Annotated in this window: 17 protein-coding genes and 1 pseudogene; 11 read left to right on the forward strand and 7 right to left on the reverse strand. The window is 63.2% G+C overall.

Annotated features, from left to right (window positions below; all coding sequences use genetic code 11):
• Positions 1 to 9: 9 nt before the first annotated feature.
• Genes PD284_RS26570 through PD284_RS26580 form a run of 3 tightly spaced genes read left to right on the forward strand, consistent with a single transcriptional unit; the run spans position 10 to position 3,705 of the window.
• Positions 10 to 849: a transporter substrate-binding domain-containing protein gene (locus PD284_RS26570; RefSeq protein WP_274631354.1), complete on the forward strand. Its 840-nt coding sequence runs from the start codon at positions 10 to 12 to the stop codon at positions 847 to 849.
• 57 nt (positions 850 to 906) lie between these two features.
• Positions 907 to 2,406 carry an amino acid ABC transporter permease/ATP-binding protein gene (locus tag PD284_RS26575; RefSeq protein ID WP_274631355.1) on the forward strand — a complete coding sequence of 500 codons (1,500 nt, stop codon included), beginning with the start codon at positions 907 to 909 and terminating at the stop codon, positions 2,404 to 2,406.
• A 42-nt stretch (positions 2,407 to 2,448) separates the two neighbouring features.
• On the forward strand, positions 2,449 to 3,705 hold the full coding sequence (locus PD284_RS26580) for a Zn-dependent hydrolase (RefSeq protein ID WP_274631407.1): 1,257 nt from the start codon (positions 2,449 to 2,451) through the stop codon (positions 3,703 to 3,705).
• Between the two features lie 297 nt (positions 3,706 to 4,002).
• Here the strand turns inward: PD284_RS26580 and PD284_RS26920 are convergent, their stop codons facing one another.
• From PD284_RS26920 to PD284_RS26605, 6 genes and pseudogenes are all read right to left on the reverse strand, one after another.
• Positions 4,003 to 4,299 carry an SMC-Scp complex subunit ScpB gene (locus tag PD284_RS26920; protein WP_338036700.1) on the reverse strand — a complete coding sequence of 99 codons (297 nt, stop codon included), beginning with the start codon at positions 4,297 to 4,299 and terminating at the stop codon, positions 4,003 to 4,005.
• 198 nt (positions 4,300 to 4,497) lie between these two features.
• A complete protein-coding gene (locus PD284_RS27015; protein WP_411956302.1) occupies positions 4,498 to 4,620 on the reverse strand; it encodes a DUF1403 family protein in 123 nt (40 codons plus the stop codon).
• Positions 4,621 to 4,622: 2 nt separating this feature from the next.
• Positions 4,623 to 5,168, reverse strand: a complete 546-nt coding sequence (locus PD284_RS26590) for a DUF1403 family protein (protein WP_338036703.1) — start codon at positions 5,166 to 5,168, stop codon at positions 4,623 to 4,625.
• A 578-nt stretch (positions 5,169 to 5,746) separates the two neighbouring features.
• Complete coding sequence (locus PD284_RS26595; RefSeq protein ID WP_274631356.1) at positions 5,747 to 7,003, reverse strand: HipA domain-containing protein; 1,257 nt, start codon at positions 7,001 to 7,003, stop codon at positions 5,747 to 5,749.
• Positions 7,000 to 7,227, reverse strand: coding sequence for a helix-turn-helix domain-containing protein (locus PD284_RS26600; protein WP_274631357.1), 228 nt, complete (start codon positions 7,225 to 7,227; stop codon positions 7,000 to 7,002). The genes PD284_RS26595 and PD284_RS26600 overlap by 4 nt, the downstream gene beginning before the upstream one ends.
• Positions 7,228 to 8,378: 1,151 nt before the next feature.
• Positions 8,379 to 9,008: pseudogene (locus PD284_RS26605) on the reverse strand (IS630 family transposase); the annotation flags it as partial.
• A gap of 108 nt (positions 9,009 to 9,116) precedes the next feature.
• Here PD284_RS26605 and repA point away from each other — a divergent pair.
• From repA to repC, 3 genes are all read left to right on the forward strand, one after another.
• On the forward strand, positions 9,117 to 10,328 hold the full coding sequence (gene repA / locus PD284_RS26610; protein ID WP_274631358.1) for a plasmid partitioning protein RepA: 1,212 nt from the start codon (positions 9,117 to 9,119) through the stop codon (positions 10,326 to 10,328).
• Positions 10,325 to 11,308 carry a plasmid partitioning protein RepB gene (gene repB / locus PD284_RS26615; RefSeq protein WP_274631359.1) on the forward strand — a complete coding sequence of 328 codons (984 nt, stop codon included), beginning with the start codon at positions 10,325 to 10,327 and terminating at the stop codon, positions 11,306 to 11,308. Before repA ends, repB begins: the two co-directional genes overlap by 4 nt.
• A 156-nt stretch (positions 11,309 to 11,464) precedes the next feature.
• The gene (gene repC / locus PD284_RS26620) at positions 11,465 to 12,694 is read left to right on the forward strand and encodes a plasmid replication protein RepC (protein ID WP_274631360.1); all 1,230 of its coding nucleotides are present in this window, start codon (positions 11,465 to 11,467) and stop codon (positions 12,692 to 12,694) included.
• A 483-nt stretch (positions 12,695 to 13,177) separates the two neighbouring features.
• On the opposite strand, the gene mtnK is transcribed toward repC, so the two are convergent.
• Positions 13,178 to 14,479 (reverse strand): S-methyl-5-thioribose kinase, encoded by a 1,302-nt coding sequence (gene mtnK, locus PD284_RS26625; protein ID WP_274631361.1) that lies wholly within the window; start codon positions 14,477 to 14,479, stop codon positions 13,178 to 13,180.
• A 231-nt stretch (positions 14,480 to 14,710) separates the two neighbouring features.
• Between mtnK and PD284_RS26630 the strand changes: the two genes are divergently transcribed.
• The 5 genes from PD284_RS26630 to PD284_RS26650 all read left to right on the forward strand — a co-directional run bounded on the left by PD284_RS26630 (position 14,711) and on the right by PD284_RS26650 (position 19,421).
• Positions 14,711 to 15,478, forward strand: a complete 768-nt coding sequence (locus PD284_RS26630; RefSeq protein WP_274631362.1) for a FadR/GntR family transcriptional regulator — start codon at positions 14,711 to 14,713, stop codon at positions 15,476 to 15,478.
• A 116-nt stretch (positions 15,479 to 15,594) separates the two neighbouring features.
• Positions 15,595 to 16,626, forward strand: a complete 1,032-nt coding sequence (locus tag PD284_RS26635; RefSeq protein WP_274631363.1) for an S-methyl-5-thioribose-1-phosphate isomerase — start codon at positions 15,595 to 15,597, stop codon at positions 16,624 to 16,626.
• A 10-nt stretch (positions 16,627 to 16,636) separates the two neighbouring features.
• Positions 16,637 to 17,455, forward strand: coding sequence for a CoA transferase subunit A (locus PD284_RS26640; RefSeq protein ID WP_274631364.1), 819 nt, complete (start codon positions 16,637 to 16,639; stop codon positions 17,453 to 17,455).
• Positions 17,452 to 18,195, forward strand: coding sequence for a CoA-transferase (locus PD284_RS26645; RefSeq protein ID WP_274631365.1), 744 nt, complete (start codon positions 17,452 to 17,454; stop codon positions 18,193 to 18,195). The genes PD284_RS26640 and PD284_RS26645 overlap by 4 nt, the downstream gene beginning before the upstream one ends.
• 14 nt (positions 18,196 to 18,209) lie before the next feature.
• The gene (locus tag PD284_RS26650; protein WP_274631366.1) at positions 18,210 to 19,421 is read left to right on the forward strand and encodes a CaiB/BaiF CoA transferase family protein; all 1,212 of its coding nucleotides are present in this window, start codon (positions 18,210 to 18,212) and stop codon (positions 19,419 to 19,421) included.
• The last annotated feature ends 71 nt before the right edge of the window (positions 19,422 to 19,492 follow it).

A 19,492-nucleotide genomic window follows, 5' to 3' on the forward strand; every position in this document is an offset into this window, starting at 1 on the left:
AGGAGCACTATGAGATTGAATTTCGATACACTTCTCAATCGCCTGGCGACGGGAGCCTTTGCCGTGGCGATGGCGGCGAGCATGGCGGATCTTGCTCAAGCAGAGGACGTGAAGACGATCAGCCTCGGAGTTCTGCAGATCGGCTCCGACCAGGTCTACCCACCGTACGACTATGTCGAGAACGGGGAAACGAAAGGTCTCGATGCCGACGTAATGGCGCTGATCGCCCCCGAACTCGGGCTCGAGGCCAAGTTCATCGATACCCGTTTTGCGAACCTCATCTCCGGCCTCCAGGCGAACCGGTACGATGTCATCGCGTCGGCGCTCTACGTGACCGCCGCTCGCGCCAAGGTCGTCGACTATGTTCCCTATGCCAAGACCGGCGGATCGCTGGTCGTCAGGAGCGACGACACTTTCGCGCCCAAAACACCGGCAGATCTGTGCGGAAAGCGGGTGGGCAATCTCAAGGGCGCCGCCTGGGTCCCGCAGTTGCAGAACGCGTCGGATACCGACTGCGCGTCGAGCCCGATGCAGATCCAAGAGTATGCAACATCGGCGGAAGCCGCCCAGGCACTGCTGTCCCGCGGTGTGGATGTCGTTTTCGACGACGCCGGGGTTTCCAAGGCCGCCGTCATTGCATCCGGCGAACGGCTGAAGATCACATCTGACGAGATCCTCTTTCCGGTGGTGATCGGACTGGGTGTGAAGAAGGGCAACGTCGAACTGAAGAATGCACTTGAGCACAAGCTAAACGAACTGGTCGCCTCCGGCGCCTACGACGAAATTCTCAAGAAATACAATCTTGGGATGCCCTCTGCTGAGGAAATCGCGACATCACTTTCAAATTGAACCAGTGGGCCGGCCGCGATGGCGGCCGGCCCTTCCTGGTCTGCCGATGGGGGCCCCATGACTTTTGACTGGAACTACGCACTCAGCCTGTTTTGGAGCAAGGACTTCTGGTGGGCGACCCTCCTCGTCGTCGAACTCAGCCTGCTCAGCTGGATCTTGAGCGTCATCCTCGGCTTCATAATCGCATTGGCGCGGCAGTCGCCGGTTTGGGCGATCCGCCAGGTGGCGTCCGCCTATACGTGGTTCTTCCGCAGTCTTCCCCTCCTGGTGTTGCTGATATTCGTCTACAACCTGCCGCAGGCATTCCCGTCGACCGGAGCGCTGCTTTCAGTTCCCTTCGTTGCCGGACTGATCGCACTTGTGCTCAGTGAAACGGCCTACATCGCAGAGATTCATCGCGGAGCTCTGCTTGCCGTCGGCAAGGGGCAGTACGAAGCCGGGCACGTCCTGGGCCTGTCGAAGCTTGGCCTTCAGCGCCTGATTGTCATCCCGCAAGCGCTGCGGATAGCCCTGCCCGCGCTCGGCAACGAATACATCTCGATCGTAAAGCTGACCTCACTCGTCTCGGTGATCTCGCTCGCTGAGATCCTTCTCGTTGGACAGCGCTATTACACCCAGAACTTTCTGGTCATGGAGACCATGCTGGCGGTGGCGTTCTACTACGTCCTGATCGTCACGGTCTTCGACAGCCTGTTGAAATACCTGGAACGTCACCTCGATTTTTCCAGAAAACAGACAGCCCTGTCGGACGCGGAGTGGAAGGGGCCCCCCATCGCACGGTCGAAGGCTCACCAGGAATGCTCTGCCGGACCGGCCATCCGGCTGCAAAACGGGGAGAAGCGGTTCGGGGCCAACGTCGTGTTCAGCGGCATCGACCTTGCGGTCGACCACGGCGAGGTCATCTCCATCATCGGGCCTTCCGGCTCTGGGAAGACCACCCTCATCCGTACCCTGAACGGGCTTGAGACGCTGCAAAAGGGCGTTGTCTACCTGCGGGGCAAGGCGTTCCTCGCGGGAAGTGAGCAGACGCTTGATGTGCCGCTGGAGAACGGCGCGGAGCGGAAACTCGAACTTGGGATGGTATTCCAGAGCTTCAATCTGTTTCCGCACAAGACAGTGCTGCAGAACGTGATGCTGGGCCCGCTTTATCACAAGCGGGGATCGACGCAGGAAGTCGAGGCCGCGGCGAAGGCGATCCTTGCCCAGGTGGGCATGCTTGCGCACGCCAACAAGTATCCGCACCAGCTTTCCGGCGGTCAGCAACAGCGCGTTGCGATAGCCCGGGCCCTGGCGATGGAGCCTTCAGTACTCTTGTTCGACGAGCCAACCTCGGCGCTTGATCCGGAAACGGTGGGGGAAGTCCTGAAGATCATGGCCGATCTGGCCAAGTCCGGGCGGACCATGGTCATCGTCACGCATGAGATGAAGTTTGCTCTGGAGGTTTCCGACCGCGTGATCTTCATGGAGAGGGGAAACATCCAATTCAATGGTTCGCCCGCGGAGCTGCGGGACCGCCTTACACATGGCGATCGGTTGTCCGAATTCGTCAGGCTGTAGACGTCAACCTTATGAAGAAAGCTCCCCAGACGGTCAGGAGGCATCGTGAATCTCGCGATTGATGGAAAACGCATGCTCGATCGCCTCAGCAAGCTTGGCGATCTAGGACGAGATGCTGACGGCCAGCTCACAAGGCTGGCGGGCACGGACGCCGACAAGCTCGGACGCGATTGCCTTGTTCAATGGTGCAGGGCCGCGGGGCTCGATGTGCAGATCGATCGCGTCGGGAACATCATTGCCATCTGGCAAACCGATGAGAACAGCGGCATGGCGCCGATCATGCTTGGCTCGCACATCGATACTGTGATCGGGGCCGGCAAACTCGACGGCTGCTACGGGGTCATCGCCGGCCTCGAGGTGATTGAGACTCTGAAACAAGCAGGTGTTTCGACAGGTAGACCCCTCGCCGTTTGCGCTTTCACCAACGAAGAAGGCGTTCGTTTCGCGCCGGACATGATGGGATCCCTCGTCTATGCAGGAGGATTGGCGGTCGACGACGCCTTGGACTCCGTGGGCATCGACGGTCCGACTCTTATGTCGGAGCTGGAACGCATCGGCTACCTCGGAGCACGTGAACCGGGCTTTCTACGGCCATTTGCCTACCTCGAACTCCACATCGAACAGGGGCCAATCCTGGAAGCGGAAGGCATCGCTATCGGCGCGGTTTCCGACGTACAGGGAATATGCTGGAAACGTCTGACCATCTGCGGTCAAGCCAACCACGCAGGAACCACGCCAATGTCGCTGCGTCGCGATCCTGGCATCGGCGCGGCCCGTATCATCAGCTACCTGCACGAGCGCGCCTCCGCGATCGATTCAGGTTTCGTCGTCACCGTGGGCTCGGTGCGTTTCGAACCAGATGCGATCAATGTGATCCCGTCCAGTGCAGTGCTCACGGTCGATCTGCGCAGTCCGGATGAGGACGTGCTCAAGCGTGAGGATGGCGCTCTGGAGATATTCGCAAGGGAAATGGCAGCTGAGAGCCATCTTGGCGTTGAGCTTCTGACGCTGGTCCGAACGACGCCTGTCGCCTTTGACGAGGGCCTCGTAGACCTGGTCGAACGCACGGCGAAGGCACGCGGCCTTTCCTGCCGACGCATAGTCTCAGGTGCGGGCCATGATGCACAGACGATGGCGGTCATCGCGCCATCCGCTATGATCTTTGTCCCCAGCATTGGTGGCATCAGTCACAACGCGCTGGAGTTCACGCCCGACGACAGCCTCGTCGCCGGGGCCAATGTCCTGCTGGATAGCGTGTTGAATTTGGATCATTCTGCGTGTCGGGATCAACCCGGCTGAGTGTGTGTCCTTCGCCGGCGATAAGCCCGCCGAAGACCAATAGGAACAGGCAGCCAGAGGACCAAGGTGGGACGGCGCCCGATCGTTTCTCTGGGTTTCGCCCAGAATTTCATGCAGGCCGACGGCCGCCATGCTTCCGCTTTCCGGCAGACTCAGGATCGAAACGCGAAGCGGGGCCCTCGTGGTCGGGTGCTCGAGCAGGGCCGCCTTGCTCAGCAGCGCGGCATTTTCCAGCTGCTCGAGATCCGGCAGATCGCCTAGCGTCTCAGCTGGACCGCGACAAGAAGGCCGGCGTCGTCACATAAGCGTAGGGCGCGCACGGCTGCGGGCTGCGCGGCCCGGCCTCGATCCGGCTATCGCCGGCAACGCGGCGATGGTGTCGCGGCTGACCTCCTTGCAAAAGATGCGCCTCAGTTCGCCGCGCGTCACCGGCTGGAAATCGGCAACGGCCATCAGCACCAGGCTTTCGTGCTGCGACAGCTCCCCAACCACCGCCGTGATCCCCAAGGCGCGGATCGCGCCCGCCAAGCGCGGCCGCGTCCGATGCTGCCAACCGCCAGCCACCGCCACCATCTCGTAGGGGCGGTCCCGCAATTCGGCGCGGATGTCGTCGATATGGGCCTCGAGGCTACAGCCGCCGCCGGACCAATTTCGATAGCACCTCCCGCCCGACGGGGGGCGGGCGAAGCTAAGATCACCGCCTCGACCCGCGCCAGCGCTCGGGCGGCGGCACATCCGCCAGCTCGCGATCCCATGCCTGCCCTGCCGCTGCTGCTTTCCCGCGCCACATGCTTAAAGCCCGTAAATCCGGAAGATTGGCCGGCCCGACAACTCCCGCACCCCGCCGAGCGCCACCAGTCGGTCAAGGAGCCGCCGCGCGGCGCGATCAGACAAGATCGGCTTCAGCTGCGACACGGTCAACGTACCTTGACGACGGCCCCGGCCTGTTTGGTCCGGACCCGCCCCGCCACCGTCTCCAAATTGGCGGCCCGCCGCGCCACCTCGTTGGCGATATCGACGGCGTGCACCGCAGCCACCGCCGCTGCCAGCGCGGCGGCATCCCGCCATTCCTGCTCCCCGGGAAGCGGCCGCCGCGCGGCGCAGGCGGGCCGCTTTGGCAGCTCGCTCGACAGCAACGGCCGTGCCCCCGTCCAGCCCAGCTCGTCGGCCGGCAACGCATCGGCGACCCACGGCGCGACGAGGTCGGTGGCATTGTTCCGGCCAACCGTCTGCACCACCAGCGCCTGGTAGGCCTTGAACACCATGCCGGCCGGTCCGACGGCGCGGCCGTCGGTGCGCAGCTGCCACAGATCGCGCAGGCTCTGCTCGGTTTCCGTGCGGCCAAGATGCCTGCAGGCGACAGCGCCCGCCTGCAGTTGCAGGCGCTGCTGCCAGAGGCCCGAGCACAGTGGCTGATCGTGCATCACGCGATCGAGCGCGGCCAGCCCGGGCTGGCCGCAAATTGCGGCTCACCAGGCCGATCTTGCCCGGCCGCAGCCAGCCGGGAACCGGGCAGTGCAGCGGAGCGGGGACGCCTGTGGGGGTCTCGGAAGGATCCAAATCCATATTTCGGCGGCGTATCTATTGGCGGCGCTTAGCGGCAACAGATTGCGCCGAAAGCGCGGCAGGCGTCGGCGGGTCAATAGGAGCGATAATGCCGGCTTATCGGTCGTTTCTAGTGGGGTATTCAAAGATGCCCGGTGGCCCTCAAATCAGCTGCGAACGTCTTCAGATGAATCACCAATCTCAACGGCTGCCCCTGCAATGGGGCCGCCGACCGCCAGAGGCTCGATACGCGAAACGGGGATGAGGTCGAGAATACGGGCCTTGACCGTCCGGCGGACCCGGCACAGTGTCATGCCTGTGGCTTAAGCTGACGGCTCGATCGGATGCGGCAGTCGTGGCCTGCGCGCGGCTGTCGAGGTGTCCTCCCTCCCCTTTGCCCAAACCGCCAGGATGCGGTCCGACTGCTCATGTCGAAAATCCGCGTCGCGTGTCGAGTGCCTTGAGCCTTGGGTTTCAATCGTTCTTGCGGACACATTCAAGTCTTCGCGGCGATTCGCAGCAGATGCGTCGCGCGGGTTTCTATGACTCTGCAAATGGTCGTAAGGATTTCATGTGTGATGCCGGCCTCCTCGAATGCGGTCAGGAGCGCGTCGGCTTCGCCTTTGACGCGTTCCGCGAAGTCAGACATGTCTTTGATCAGCAGACGCTGCGCGCCACGCGTATCCGGGACGAGCGTCAGCCAGTGCTGAAGCTGTATTGTGTCTGGGACTGAGCGTCCGCCGATGCCCATGGCGAGCTTTTTCGCCAATCTTGGATAGGCGGCCGTGCAGACGACGTCATAGAGGGGCGCAAGATCGGGACTCTTTCCCCGGTAGAGCAAGGCATAGTTCTTCGCGTGCGCATCCGCGTTGCCGACAAGGTAATGGAAGATAAGCATGCGGATGAATGTCAGACGGTCAGCCGCCGGGCGTGCGGTGGCGCGGGCGATCAGGTCGAGGGATCTGTCGGTGCCCGGTCCGCCTTCATCTTCATATTTGAGTTCCGGCGGCACGCTGAGCGCCTGGCAGAAATCTTCCTGATGAAGGCGCGCAATTGTTCCATCCTCGTGTAGCACGCGGTCGTAGCGTTCGACCAGCAGGAACGGGACCGCCCCGCCCTGTCGCATTTCGACCGCAGGGACAGGGAGATTCAGACGAGCCGCGAGGCGCAGGCAGAACAGTTCGTTCTCGACGGTGCCGTCGAGCGTCTGAACGAACGGCTTGAGAATATGCGTGGTGGGTCGACCGCCCTTGGCGAGCCCTATACCTTCGCCTTCGACGCAGACTGCAAGCTTGTCCTGCGCGCCGGCGAGTGACAGTCGAACGCCTTCCTCGCCGCCAAGCAGGGGGCGTTCACGCAGCCTGCCGAGGATTTCTTCGAGTCGCGCCGGGGTCAACATTTCGATGCCGTCGTCGTCCGAGGGCGGCGCCGCGCCGGCCGGGTAGAGCGACAGCGCCCCCGCACATTCGCCGCCAATCACCTCGAGCAAGCCGAAGGCATTGCCGGCTGAAATGCCGAGCGCGCCGGCGAGACGCTGTCTTGCGCCCTCATCCGGCAGCAGGCCGGAAAAGAACGGACGCACGATCCGATCCGCGTAGGCAGGTTCCTGCAACGGCATGGCAAATGAGATGGCGCGCGGCTCTCGTCCGGCCAGGTAGCCGACATCATAAGCGTAGCTGAGCGCGCCCGCCTCGTCTCGACGAAGAACACCCGCTTTCGCCTGGCCGAACCAGACATCCAGCAGCTCCGTCACGACGTGCTCTCCCGCCGGCTGTCGACAGAAATGCTGAGTCCCAGGGTGGCGGCCACCTGAAGGGCGCGTCCTATCTGGCAGCTCTCTTTTCCGGCTTCAAGCTCGCGCACGAAACGTACTCCAACCCCCGCAACTGCTGCGAGCTGTTCCTGTGTCAGTTTCTGCGCCTTTCGTTCCTTGCGGATCAACGAGCCGAGGCTTTTGGCGTCTGTGATCGTCTGCATGAAATCGTCCCCATCGGGATGATGATAGCAGATGCATGGCTGCGGTTCCACAAAAAGAACCGATCGGGACGATCAGTAGAACGCACCCGGTTCATTCAGACAAAACATCCCCCACGGGATGAAATGGCGCATGTGTGCGCCAGCAAATGCCCCTCCCCGGCGTGATCATGCGCCTTCAAGGTTGGCGCCTCCCGTGCTGCCGGCCGGGCGTCCGGTTGGTTGGCGATGCTTTTATTCCGGCGGCAGATTGGCTGATCACTCCAGTCTCCGCCGAGGCTCCGACATGTTGATTTCTGCTTGCTTGATAACCGCTTCCGCCTCGGAGCTATCTCGTAGCGACGGGAAGCCACTCCGACGCATCGTCATCGCGTTCGGCCCACAAGTCACGCTGGAATTCATCATGGATGAGGACTCGCTCATCCTTGCGTGTACCCTCGCAAGACTGAAGCCAACCCGACGAGGGACGACGTGCCGGCCATCGTCGATCGCCTGTTGGACATGGACGTATCGATGAGGGCGGAATGAGCCCTCCCCTGCCCCGGCAGTTACGCCGTTCACCGATCGCGCGCGGGCTACGTCGAAGCCGCCAGCGCTGCTCCACTCGCCGCGCTTCCGCTGCAGTGTCACGCGCGACCTGCGCGACATCCGCCCCCAGCCCGCCCAGGGGGCAATCCAACGCGCCGTAGTCCGCGCCGTCTTCGGTTTCGGCGGAACGCTGCTGACGCTGGATCCCAGGTAAATCAGCAACCTTAAACCGCTACCGCCCAACGCCCGAGCCCGTGCGCCGAGTTCGTCGCCTTGTGGAAGAAGAGGGCGTCAGCGACTATCGGAGCGCTGGAGGTTGCATGAGGTCGACGACGCGCTCCAGTTTTCGAAGACGATGGGCCGCTATCCGAGTTTCAGTCAAAACCGTCACCGGAGTCCAATGCGCCATCGCGCGAGTGGGTTCGCGCCGTTGCCAACGCACCAACTGCCGGTTCCGGGAAGCAGGCACCGGTGCCGAGGCGGCGAGGGGCCCCACGACGGGACGGCGTCGGCACGGGACCGGCCGCAACGCGCAGTTCAACATCGACCGCCGGGACGGTATCCGCCCTAACCGCTTCACCGATGCCAACATTGGGGCGCTGGCGAAACCCTAGAGCGGCGTGCATTCAGGCATACCCGGCGGCCTTGAAGTAGTTCTGGCATTCGGTTGATGGGTAGAGGGTGCAGATGTCGCCGATGGCCTGCCAGAGGCGGTCGATGGTTCGGATGGCGCGCGTCCTGAGGTGAGCCTTCAGCTTTGAGAAGGCCATCTCGATGGGGTTGAGATCGGGGCTGTAGGGCGGCAGGAACAGCATCCATGCGCCACGCGCCCGGATGGCGGCCTGCGCCTTTGGGCTCTTGTGGGCGGCGAGGTTGTCGAGGATGACGACGTCGCCTTTGGACAGCGTCGGTGCGAGTTGGGTCTCGACATAGGTTTCGAAGATGCAGCGGTTCATCGGCCTGTCGACCACGAAGGGCGCGGTCAGTCCGAAGCATCTCAGCCCGGCGATGAAGGTCTGGGTCTTCCAGTGCCCGAACGGTGCCTTCGAGCGCAGCCGCTGGCCTTTTGGACATCGGCCGCGCAGGCGCGTCATCCTTGTGGTGGTTCCGGTCTCGTCGATGAACGTCAGGCGATGGGGTTCAAGCCGCATCCTCGGCTGGCGGGCGACCCACTCCTGGCGCGCGGCTGCGACGTCGGGCCGGTCCTGCTCGCTGGCGGACAAGTTGGCCGCGGCCAACTTTCCAGTTTTCGGCCTGCATCTTGTTGATTTTGATGGCTTCTTGGCGTGGTTACCGAATCATGTCATGTTTGATACGGATTTTTCATACATGCGGGCTAAAAAGCGCATCGAAAGGGGAAATCGATGTTGCAGACACAAAACGTACCAACGGCGGGTTCGTCCGATGCCCGCATATCGCATCACGCGCGCCAGCTCTCCATGCAATTGCAGATGCTGCGCGAACGGCTGTTCCCCCCATCCTCACAAAAGGCGCTCAAGACCTTCACCTCCGGCGAGGCTGCTCAACTAATCGGCGTCTCCGACGGCTATCTGCGCCAACTGTCGATCGACGGCAAGGGCCCGATGCCGGAGATGTCGTCGACGGGCCGCCGCTCATACACGCTGGAGCAGATCAATGTGCTTCGCCACCACATGGCCACGGTCAAGCCGCGCGACGCGTTATCCTACCTGCCATGGCGCCGGCGCGGCGAGAAACTGCAAACGATCGCCGTGGCCAATTTCAAGGGCGGCAGCGCCAAGACGACGACGACGATCTATCTCGCCCAGTACCTGGCCCTGCAGGGCTATCGCGTCCTTGCCGTGGACCTCGACCCCCAAGCCTCGCTTTCGTCCATGCTGGGTGTGCAGCCTGAATTCGACCTCAAGGATGGCGACACGCTCTATGGCGCGATACGCTACGACGACAAGCGTCGGCCTCTCAGCAGCATCATCCGCAAGACCTATTTCGCCGGCCTCGATCTGGTGCCGGGCAATCTCGAGCTCATGGAGTTCGAGCATGAGACCCCGACGGCACTGATCGAGCGCAAGACATCGCATGGCGACATCTTCTTCAAGCGTGTCGGTGTCGCCCTGGCGGAGGTCGAATCCGAGTACGACATCGTCGTCATCGATTGCCCGCCGCAACTCGGCTACCTCACGCTCGGCGCCGTCTGTGCAGCTACGAGCCTGCTGATCACCATCCATCCGCAGATGGTCGACGTCGCCTCCATGTCGCAATTCCTCTTGATGACCTCGGATCTGCTGTCCGTCGTCCGCAAGGCGGGCGGCGACCTCAATCACGATTTCATCCGTTACGTCATTACCCGCAATGAACCGCATGACGGCCCGCAAGCCCAGATCGTGGCGCTGCTTCGCAGCCTGTTCGGCGACGAGGTCCTGGCCGCTACGGTGCTCAAGTCGACGGCCATTGCCGATGCCGGCCTGACCAAGCAGACGCTCTATGAAATCGAACGGGGTCAGGTCCGCAGATCGACCTTTGACCGCGCGATCGAGTCGCTTGATGCCGTCAACGGCGAGATCCTCGGCGGCATCAGGCAGGTGTGGGGCCGGCCATGAGCAGACGTGACAAGCTTGCCGGCATCTTCACCGACACGTCGCGTGAGTTGGCCGCGGCCAACCTGACAGGCGAGGGTGCTCGTGTTCTCGCGGGCCCCGTCCGCACCATGGGTCTCGCTCTCGACCGGATGGACGAAGAAGCGCGCCAGCTGCAGCAAGCGTTGTCGGCGGGCGAGAAGATTGTTGAGCTTGATCCCGCCCTGATCGACGGCTCCTTCATCCGTGATCGTCTCGACGGCGAAATGACCGCCACGGACGAACTCGTCACGTCAATAGAGACAAACGGCCAGGAAGTGCCGATCCTTGTCAGGCGGCATCCCGAACGCGAAGGCCGCTACCAGGTCGCGTACGGACACCGGCGGCTTCGCGCACTGCGTCTGCTGCGACGCCAGGTGAGGGCGGTCGTCAGGGACATGACCGACGATCAACTCGTCGTCGCACAGGGCATTGAGAATTCGGCCAGAAAGGACCTTTCCTATATCGAACGAGCGTCCTTTGCTGGCGGCCTCGAAAGCCACGGCTTCGGCCGTGAGGTCATCATGCAAGCGCTGTCGACCGACAAGACGGAGCTTTCCAAGCTGTTGTCCGTCGCCAAGACCGTGCCCGCGTCGATCGTGAAAGCCATTGGCGCTGCGCCCTCTGCTGGACGGCGCCGATGGATGGAGATCGCCGACAGGATCGCAGATCCGAAAATCCTCGGCGCCGTCCTCAAGACAATCGAAACGCCTGGCTTCGTGGCCCTGAACTCGGACGACCGTTTCATGGCCATCCTGGCCGAGGTGTCCAGGAAGCAGAAGCCAATGCCACAGGCTCGCGTCTGGAGGTCAAATACGGGCGCAGTGACAGCAACGATCCGGACCAATGGCAGGGCGTATACGCTTTCTCTCAAGACCGGTCAGGAAGACGAGGGGTTCGGCGCCTACATCAGCGATCGACTTGACGAACTTTACGCCGATTGGACGGCGAAACAGGAGACCTGAAGCCGCAAAAGAAAAAGGCCCCCGGGCGACTGACGTCGTGGAAGCCTCTCTCAAAGTTGTAGCAGACTGAGAATCGCATTTCCACGAATCACTGTCAAGCAGTTGGACGTCGTTTTGACGGGCAGGTTTCTTTTGCCTTAGACAAGGTGAAAGACCATGCAAACGCATATCCCAGCTTCGCCCTTCGGGCCGAGGCCGCTGTCGCTTGCCGCCGTGAACGGCCAGCGCACCGCAAAAACCTGTCCGCCAGACGCCGTGGTCGACAAATGGCGCGTGTTTCGCGCCGTCTGCGAGGCCAGGAGCATGCTCGGCGCCACCGAACGCGCCCTGGCGGTGCTGTCGGCGCTGATCTCGTTCCATCCCGACGCCGAGCTTTCGGGGGAGGGGGCCCTGGTGTTCCCGTCCAACGCCCAGCTGTCGCTGCGCGCCCACGGCATGGCCCCGGCAACCCTCAGACGCCATCTCGCCGTGCTCGTCGAGTGTGGCCTGATCGTGCGGCGCGACAGTCCGAACGGCAAGCGCTTCGCCCGCAAGGGGCAGGGCGGTGCGATCGAGCAGGCGTTCGGCTTCGACCTGACCCCGCTCGTTGCCCGAGCGGCCGAGTTCGAGCGGCTGGCCGACACCGTGCGGGCCGAGCGGCGCGCCCTCCATCTGCTGCGCGAACGCCTCACCATCTGCCGCCGCGACATCTGCAAGATGATCGAGCTCGGCCAGGACGAAGGCATGCGCGGCGACTGGCTGGCCTATCGCGAGCGCTACCGCCTCCTCGCCCTCCGGATTCCGCGGACGGCCACGGCGGCCCAGCTCGAGCCGCTCGCGGAGGCCTTTGCCCAGCTCGCCGATGAAATCCGCAACATCCTGGAAAGACACGTTAATTCCAAGAATACGAGCGCCAATGAGTCTCAGACTGAGCGCCACAAACAGAATTCAAACCCAGACCTTAATCTTGAATCTGAACCTCGCTCCGGAAAGGAGCAGGGGGCAGCCACGCCGCCTACCGAACAGGCGGAGCGCTTGCCGCAACAGCCGCAGGACCGCCAAACGTCAGCCTACCCGCTAAGCCTTGTGCTGCGCGCCTGCCCGGACATCGTCGACTACGCCCGAAACGGCATTTCGGACTGGGCGGGGCTGGTGGCAACCGCGGATCTTGCCCGCGCCGCGCTCGGCATCAGTCCCGATGCGTGGCGCCAGGCCTGCGAGGTCATCGGGCCGGCCGACGCCGCCATCGTCGTCGCCGCCATTCTGCAGCGGGCCGACGCCATCTCCAGCGCCGGCGGCTATCTGCGCAGCCTGACCCACAAGGCGAGGGCAGGGCAGTTTTCCATCGGGCCCGTCCTCATGGCGTTGCTGCGCGCCAGGGACAAAGCCCTGCCGAGAACAGGGTGAGCGTGGGAAGGAACAGACAAAATGAGCGTCAATCGCTTTGCGCTGAAGCTCGCTCCTGCGGGGGCGTCGAAACCTCGTGTCAGGTACGGGATGGTCCACACCGCTCGGCGAGACCGCGATCGGTGACCCCGGCATTTGGTCCCGTCTGGCGCGCCACTTGCCGACGCAGCATGTTGCGGAGCCCTGAGCCGAGAGCATGTCAACCATCGTTTTTTCCAAGCCCCGAGTTCGCCTTCGCTACCGGAAGGCGTGAGCGTGAGGTTGCCTGAACGGACGGCGTAGCGGCTTGTCATCAACGCTGAGCGGGGAGGAGTGCATTGCGCGTCTCACGGCGACAAAGGGTATGCCCCAGATTGCCGCCTCCACGGCGCGACCATAAGTTCAGCGCCGCAGAGGCTTGCCACCTCGTTGGAGATCGCTGTGGTTTCCGAGGCGGCTGCGAGGTCGTCAACAAATGCGAGCGCCATCAGCGTGTCGGCATCCTCAGGGCATTTGCGGTTGACGGCCGGCGCTGCGGGCAAAGTCGCGGCTGGCGCGGCATAGATCGGTGATCGATCCAACGCCGACGGGTCGGGCCAGGATTTCGACGGCGCAGGCAAGCGATGCGCTTTCGGCCTTGGCCCGCAGCCCATCGTCCACGATCAGGTCGTAGTCGAGCGTATGGGCGCGGCCGATGGTGCGCCTGATCATCTCGACGCAGGCATAGCTGATCGTGTCCTGGAGAACCTCATCCAGATAGGCATGCACGAAGGCGTTGCGCCCCTGCCTCGCGTCATCGCTCGACTCGAGGCCGACGCATGACAGGATGCCGTCCCCGGGAGCTTCCCGGCAGAGCGCGGCGAATTTAAACGCGAATCCCGACCAGATTTCCTGCACCATGGCGAGGATGTGATCGCCATAGGGGCCGCGTTCGCCGACGCTCGCCTCATAAGCGGGCTGTGCGAAATAGTTCAGCAGCAGGTTGCCGACCAGGATGCCGATGTCGAAACCCATCGGGCCGAACACGGCGAACTCGGGATCGATGACCTTGGTGTCATCCGGCGTCAGCATGATCGAGCCCGAATGCAGGTCGCCATGCAGCAGGGCGTCCGTGCGGGTCAGGAATTTCTGCTTCAGCGCGGCCACGCGCAACTTAAGCGCGACATTCGACTGGAGCTGCGCCACCTGCCCGTCCAGCGCCGGGCTGGTCCATCTGTTGTTGGGAGAGTTGGTGAAGGGCTCAGTGAAGATCAGTCGCTCGGTGATCTCGCACAATTCGATGTTGCGGGCGAAATCAGCCACCAGCTCGCGCTTTTCAGTGGCCGCCAGCGCGAAATCCGAGGTGCCGTGCAGGCATTGCGCCAGATAGGTGGAGATGTGATCAGCGAAATGCGGATAGGCGATGGCCTCGATCATTCCCTTGCGCATGACGATGTGCGGCGACAGGAACTCCTGCGCCATCAGCGATCTTTCTGCGTCATAGTGATGGACGGCCGGGACGTGGGCCGGCGCAAGCCGGGCGAAGATCTGCAGGGCCTTGGTCTCGAAGGCGAGCCGCTCGCAGGTCAGTGCGCGCGCGCCGCCGGACATGCGTGAATAGGGTAGCGCCTGCTTCAGCGCCAGCGCGGCTTTGTCGCCCCGCACGAAGAAGACGAAATTCAGGTTCCCGTCGCCGATCTCATGGATGCGCAGACTGTCCACTTCGCCGCCGAACACGTGGCTCAGCCGTGGCGTCGAAGCGAGATAGGCCTTCAGCGTGTCCTCGTTGAACACAGTCGCGGCAATCGTGCCCGTCACATCCATCATGTCGCCTCGCTTTTCGGAAAACCTTCCAGTTTCCGTGGCCGGCATGAGGGTTTCACGCCCGCGGAGCCGCGAGAGTGCGACGAGGCCGCTGCTTCCTTGGAAACAATTCTGGCTATGGACCCTCCCCGACGTAATTCCCATATCACAATTTGAAATCGCGCTGTCAATATAGGTTGTCTGCAGGCCTAGAGTACGGCATTCTGCTGACAAGGATCACCGGGAAGGGAAACCATGAGCGACGCCAGACCCCTTCAGCAGGCGGAGACAGGCGCGGAAGCGCCGCGCAACATCACGCGCCAAATCGCGGACAATATCCGCGACAGCATCCTCAACGGCGAGTTGAAGATCGACGAGCGCCTGTCGACGGAAGACGATCTGGCGGAGCGCTACGGCGTATCCGTCCCCACCATTCGCGAGGCGCTGAAACGCCTGGCCGCCCAGCACCTCATCCGCTCCAAGCGGGGTCCGGGGGGCGGCATCTTCGTCAACCGCCCGAGCTTCGAGCAGGCCCGGGAGAACATGGTCGGCATCATGATGATGCTGTCCAGCCTCGGCTCCTTTTCCCTGATCGACATAGCGGAATTCCGCCACGACATGGGCCTCATGTGCGTCACCTACGCGGTGCAGCGGCGCACCGACGACGATCTCGCCGCGCTGGAGCGGGAACTTGCGCTGCAGGAAGACGCCACAATCAGCGACGTCGATTTCTGCGCTGCCGACGTGCGCTTCCACCAGGCGCTGGCCCAGGCCACCGGCAACGGCGTGTACAGCTTCTTCCTTCAGGGACTGCTCGAAGTGCTGATCCCGCCGGCCAACATGGTGGTGTTCAAGTTCCGCGACCGGATGCTGATCTGCGGCTTTCATCGGCGCATCCTGCTCGGTGTCTACAGCCGCAACCAGCGCGCCGCCGAGGAGGCCTTCATCGAGCTGATGGGCTATCTGCGTACCAAATACGCGGAAGCGCAGGATTGGCGCAGGACGATGGACGCCAAATCCTGAATTCGTAATTGCCATATTGTAATTATGAATTTGAATATGCTAATCGTTTTTCTAGAAAGATGGCTTTGCTCCAACCTGAGCGGCAGGACGGCTGAACCAGCTTTCTAGGAGGAACCATGCAGACCGTTACCATGCCCACAGTCATGCGCGAGAACGTGCTCGTTGAGCCCGATTGTGTGCGCATTCTCGACCGGCGGGTCTTTCCCTTCGAGACATCCTTCGTCACCTGCCGCACTGTGGAAGACGTCGCCGTCGCCATCGAGCAGATGGTCACGCAGAGTGGCGGTCCCTTCTATGCGGCAAGCGCCGCGATGGTGCTCGCCGCGCGCGAGGCGCAGGCTCTTGCTGGCAGCGACGCCCGGCTCGACCTTATGCGCCGCGCCGGCGCCAGGCTGGTCGCGACCCGGGCCACCAACGACCATATTGCCAATGTTGTCGCCGTGTTGCTGGCCGACGCCGAGGCCCACGCGGGCGCCGACGACTTCCTCGTCCGGTTCGAGGCCGCCGTCGAGCGTGTGTGGCGCGAAAGGCGCGCCGCCGCCAGCCGGCTCGGGGCACATGGAGCGCGCGTGATAGCCGACGGCGACACTGTGCTGACCCATTGCTGGGCGGAATCGACCATCATCGAAACAGCAGCTGCCGCAAAGCGCGACGGCAAGCAGGTCTCCTTCATCTGTTCCGAGACCCGGCCCTATCTTCAGGGCGCCCGCCTCACCGCCCACAGCCTTGCGGAAATGGGTTTCGACGTCACCGTCATCACCGACAATATGGGAGCATGGGCGATGGCGCGCGGGAAGGTGGCGCGGCTGATGACGGCGGCAGACCGCGTGACCATGTCGGGTCATGTCGTCAACAAGGTGGGAACCTTGCAGCTCGCCATTTCGGCGCATCATTTTGGCCTGCCCTATTTCGCCATGGTGCAGGCGCCCGACGCCAAGGCGCTGAGCGACGCCGACGTGCCGATGGAAGACCGAAATCCGGAGGAAAGCCTCCATTGTCTCGGCCACCGGACGGCTTCGCCGCTCGCCAAAGGTTGGTATCCGGCCTTTGACGTGACACCGCCTCATCTCGTCTCCGGCGTGGTCACCAGCAACGGCGTGTTTCCGGCCGCCGCGTTGTTCCTGCATTTCGACCAGACCGGTTCCTGAGGAGGCGAATGTGACGCTCTTTCTCCCGCTTGCCGACCTGGTCGGCAGTATCGAGCCCGGCAGCAAGCTCGCAGTGCCGGTCGATTATGCGGGCGTTTCCATGGCGGCCACCCCCCATCTGATCGCCCGCCGCACCGGCGCGCTCGATCTCGTATGCGTGCCCACCGGCGGCATGCAGGTCGACATGCTGGTCGGCGCGGGTCTCGTGGCGAGCGTCGAGACAAGCGCCGTCAGCCTCGGCGAAGCCGGGGGCGCCCCCTGCTTCAACCGTGCCGTGCGTCAGGGTGGCGTCCATATTGTCGATTCCACCTGTCCGGCGATCCATGCCGGTCTTCTGGCGGCGCAGAAGGGCGTGCCCTTCATCCCCATACGCGGCCTGATCGGCACCGACGTGCTCGCCCATCGAGGCGACTGGAAGGTGATCGACAATCCCTTCGGCACCGATGACCCCATCGTCCTGGTCGCTGCGATTCATACCGACGCCGCCCTGTTCCATGCACCGCTCGCCGACCGCTTCGGGAATGTCTGGATCGGGCGCCGGCGCGAGCTTGCCGCCATGGCCTACGCGGCTCGGCGCACGCTGGTGACGGTTGAAAGGATCGCCGACCATAACCTGCTCGATGACGAGACCATGGCCGCCGGCGTGCTGCCCGCGCTTTATGTCGACGCCATATCGGAAGTCCCGAGGGGCGCGCTGCCTTATGGACTATGGGGCGAATACGCCGCCGACGCCAACGAGATCGTGCGGTATGCGAAGGCCGCCGCAACCGAGGAAGGATTTGCGGACTACGTGGCGAATGCCGGCTGGATCAGGGAGGCGCTCGCATGAAACCGGTCACTTATCGTGAGCGATTGATCGCCACCATCGCTGGCCAGCTGGGCGGCATCCGCCATGTGGCGGTCGGCGCGTCCTCGCCGATCCCGGCCGCCGCCGCCATGCTGGTGCGCGCCGCGCGTGCGAAAGACGCGGAGCCGGTGTGCATTTCGATCCTCGGTTCGGTGAAACACAACTTCTTCACCAATGGCAGCGCCGAGCTGTTCGACTGCGCCGCGCAGGGGCGCATCGACGCCTTCTTCCTCGGCGGCGGCCAGATCGACGGACAAGGCAATATCAACCTCGTCGGCGTCGGCGACTATCCGCAGGTCAAGGTGCGCTGGCCGGGTTCGTTCGGCTCCGCCTTCCTCTATTTCCAGATCCCGCGCGTCATCCTGTTTCGCGAGGAGCACACGCCGCGCGTTCTGGTGAGACGGGTGGATTTCATCAGCGCGCCCGGCACCTCCGCGCCCAACATCGCCCGCCCGGGTGGCCCGCACGCGCTGCTGACAAGCCGGGCGCTGTTTGCGTTCGACAAGGCGAAGGGAAGTTTCATTCTGCAATCGCTCCATCCGGGCGAGACGCTGGAAGAAGTCCGCTCGCTCACCGGTTTCGACTTCGAGGTAGCGACCGGCCTGCATGTCACGCCCGATCCCGATGCGTCGACGTTGGAGCTTTTGCGTGGCCGCGTGCTGGACGAACTGGCCGAAACCTATCCGCAATTCGCCGAAAGCATGACGGCGGATCTGAAGTGAGAGGAACACAGGACATGAACGACAGGCAGGCCGATCCCGCGGTCGAGACCGCAAGCCGTGGCGCCTTGCAGGGCCTGCGCATAATCGATGTCAGCCGGGTTCTCGGTGCACCCTACTGCACGCAGATCCTGGCCGACCATGGCGCCGATGTCATCAAGATCGAGCCGCCGCAGGGCGACGAGACGCGCGGTTGGGGCCCGCCCTTCCTTGGCGATGCCGCGAGCTATTTCCTCGGATTGAACCGCAACAAGAAAGGCATGGCCGTTGATTTCTCCAAACCGGCCGGGCGCGAGCTTCTGCTGACGATGCTGGAGAGCGCCGACGTCTTCGTCGAGAACTTCAAGGTCGGCACGCTGGAGAAGTGGGGCATGGGAGAGGCGTCCCTGCGCGAACGCTTTCCGCGCCTCATCCATTGCCGTGTCTCCGGTTTCGGCGCCGACGGCCCCTATGGCGGACGCCCCGGCTATGACGCCGCGATCCAGGCGCTGAGCGGCATCATGAGCGTGAATGGCGAAAAGGGTGGCGATGCGTTGCGCGTCGGACTGCCGGTGGTCGATATGGTGACGGGGCTCAATGCCGCCATCGGCGTGTTGCTGGCTCTGGCCGAGCGGGAAAAGAGCGGCAAGGGCCAATTCGTGGAAGCTGCGCTTTACGATTGCGGCGTCTCGCTGCTGCATCCCCACCTGCCGAATTTCTATCTCAACGGCAAGGTGGCGAAGACCTCGGGCAACGCGCATCCCAACATCTCGCCCTACGACACCTATGCCACGAAAACGGGAGCGCTGTTCCTGGCGGTGGGCAACAACCGCCAGTTTGCCACGCTGTGCACAATCCTCGGCGTTCCCGATCTGGCGCAAGATCCGCGCTTCGCCAGCAATGCCGAGCGCAACGGCAACCGCGACGCGCTGAAGGTGGAACTGGAAGCCGCACTCGCACCCCATGAATGCGCAGTCATCGCCGAAACGCTTATCACTTCAGGTGTGCCGTGCGGCGCCGTGCGTTCCATCGACGAGGTGGTGAACGATCCACACACCCATGCGCGCGAGATGGTGGTCGACATTGGCGATTATCGCGGCACCGGCAGCCCGATCAAGCTGTCGCGCACGCCGGCAAGCTACCGCATGAAGCCACCCGCCTTCGCCGAGCACAGCCGGGAGCTTCTCGCAGGAATGGGGCTCGATCCCGCCGGCTATGAGGATGTGCTGCCGCTCAAGATCACCAGCTGACGGGTGCGGAGCAGGCGGCTGGGGAACGGCCACCTCCGGTATGAAGCGCGAGGAGAGATCCTTGCGAACCA

Origin of the sequence: Mesorhizobium shangrilense (genome assembly GCF_028826155.1) — a bacterium.
GTDB classification, from domain to species: domain Bacteria; phylum Pseudomonadota; class Alphaproteobacteria; order Rhizobiales; family Rhizobiaceae; genus Arvimicrobium; species Arvimicrobium flavum.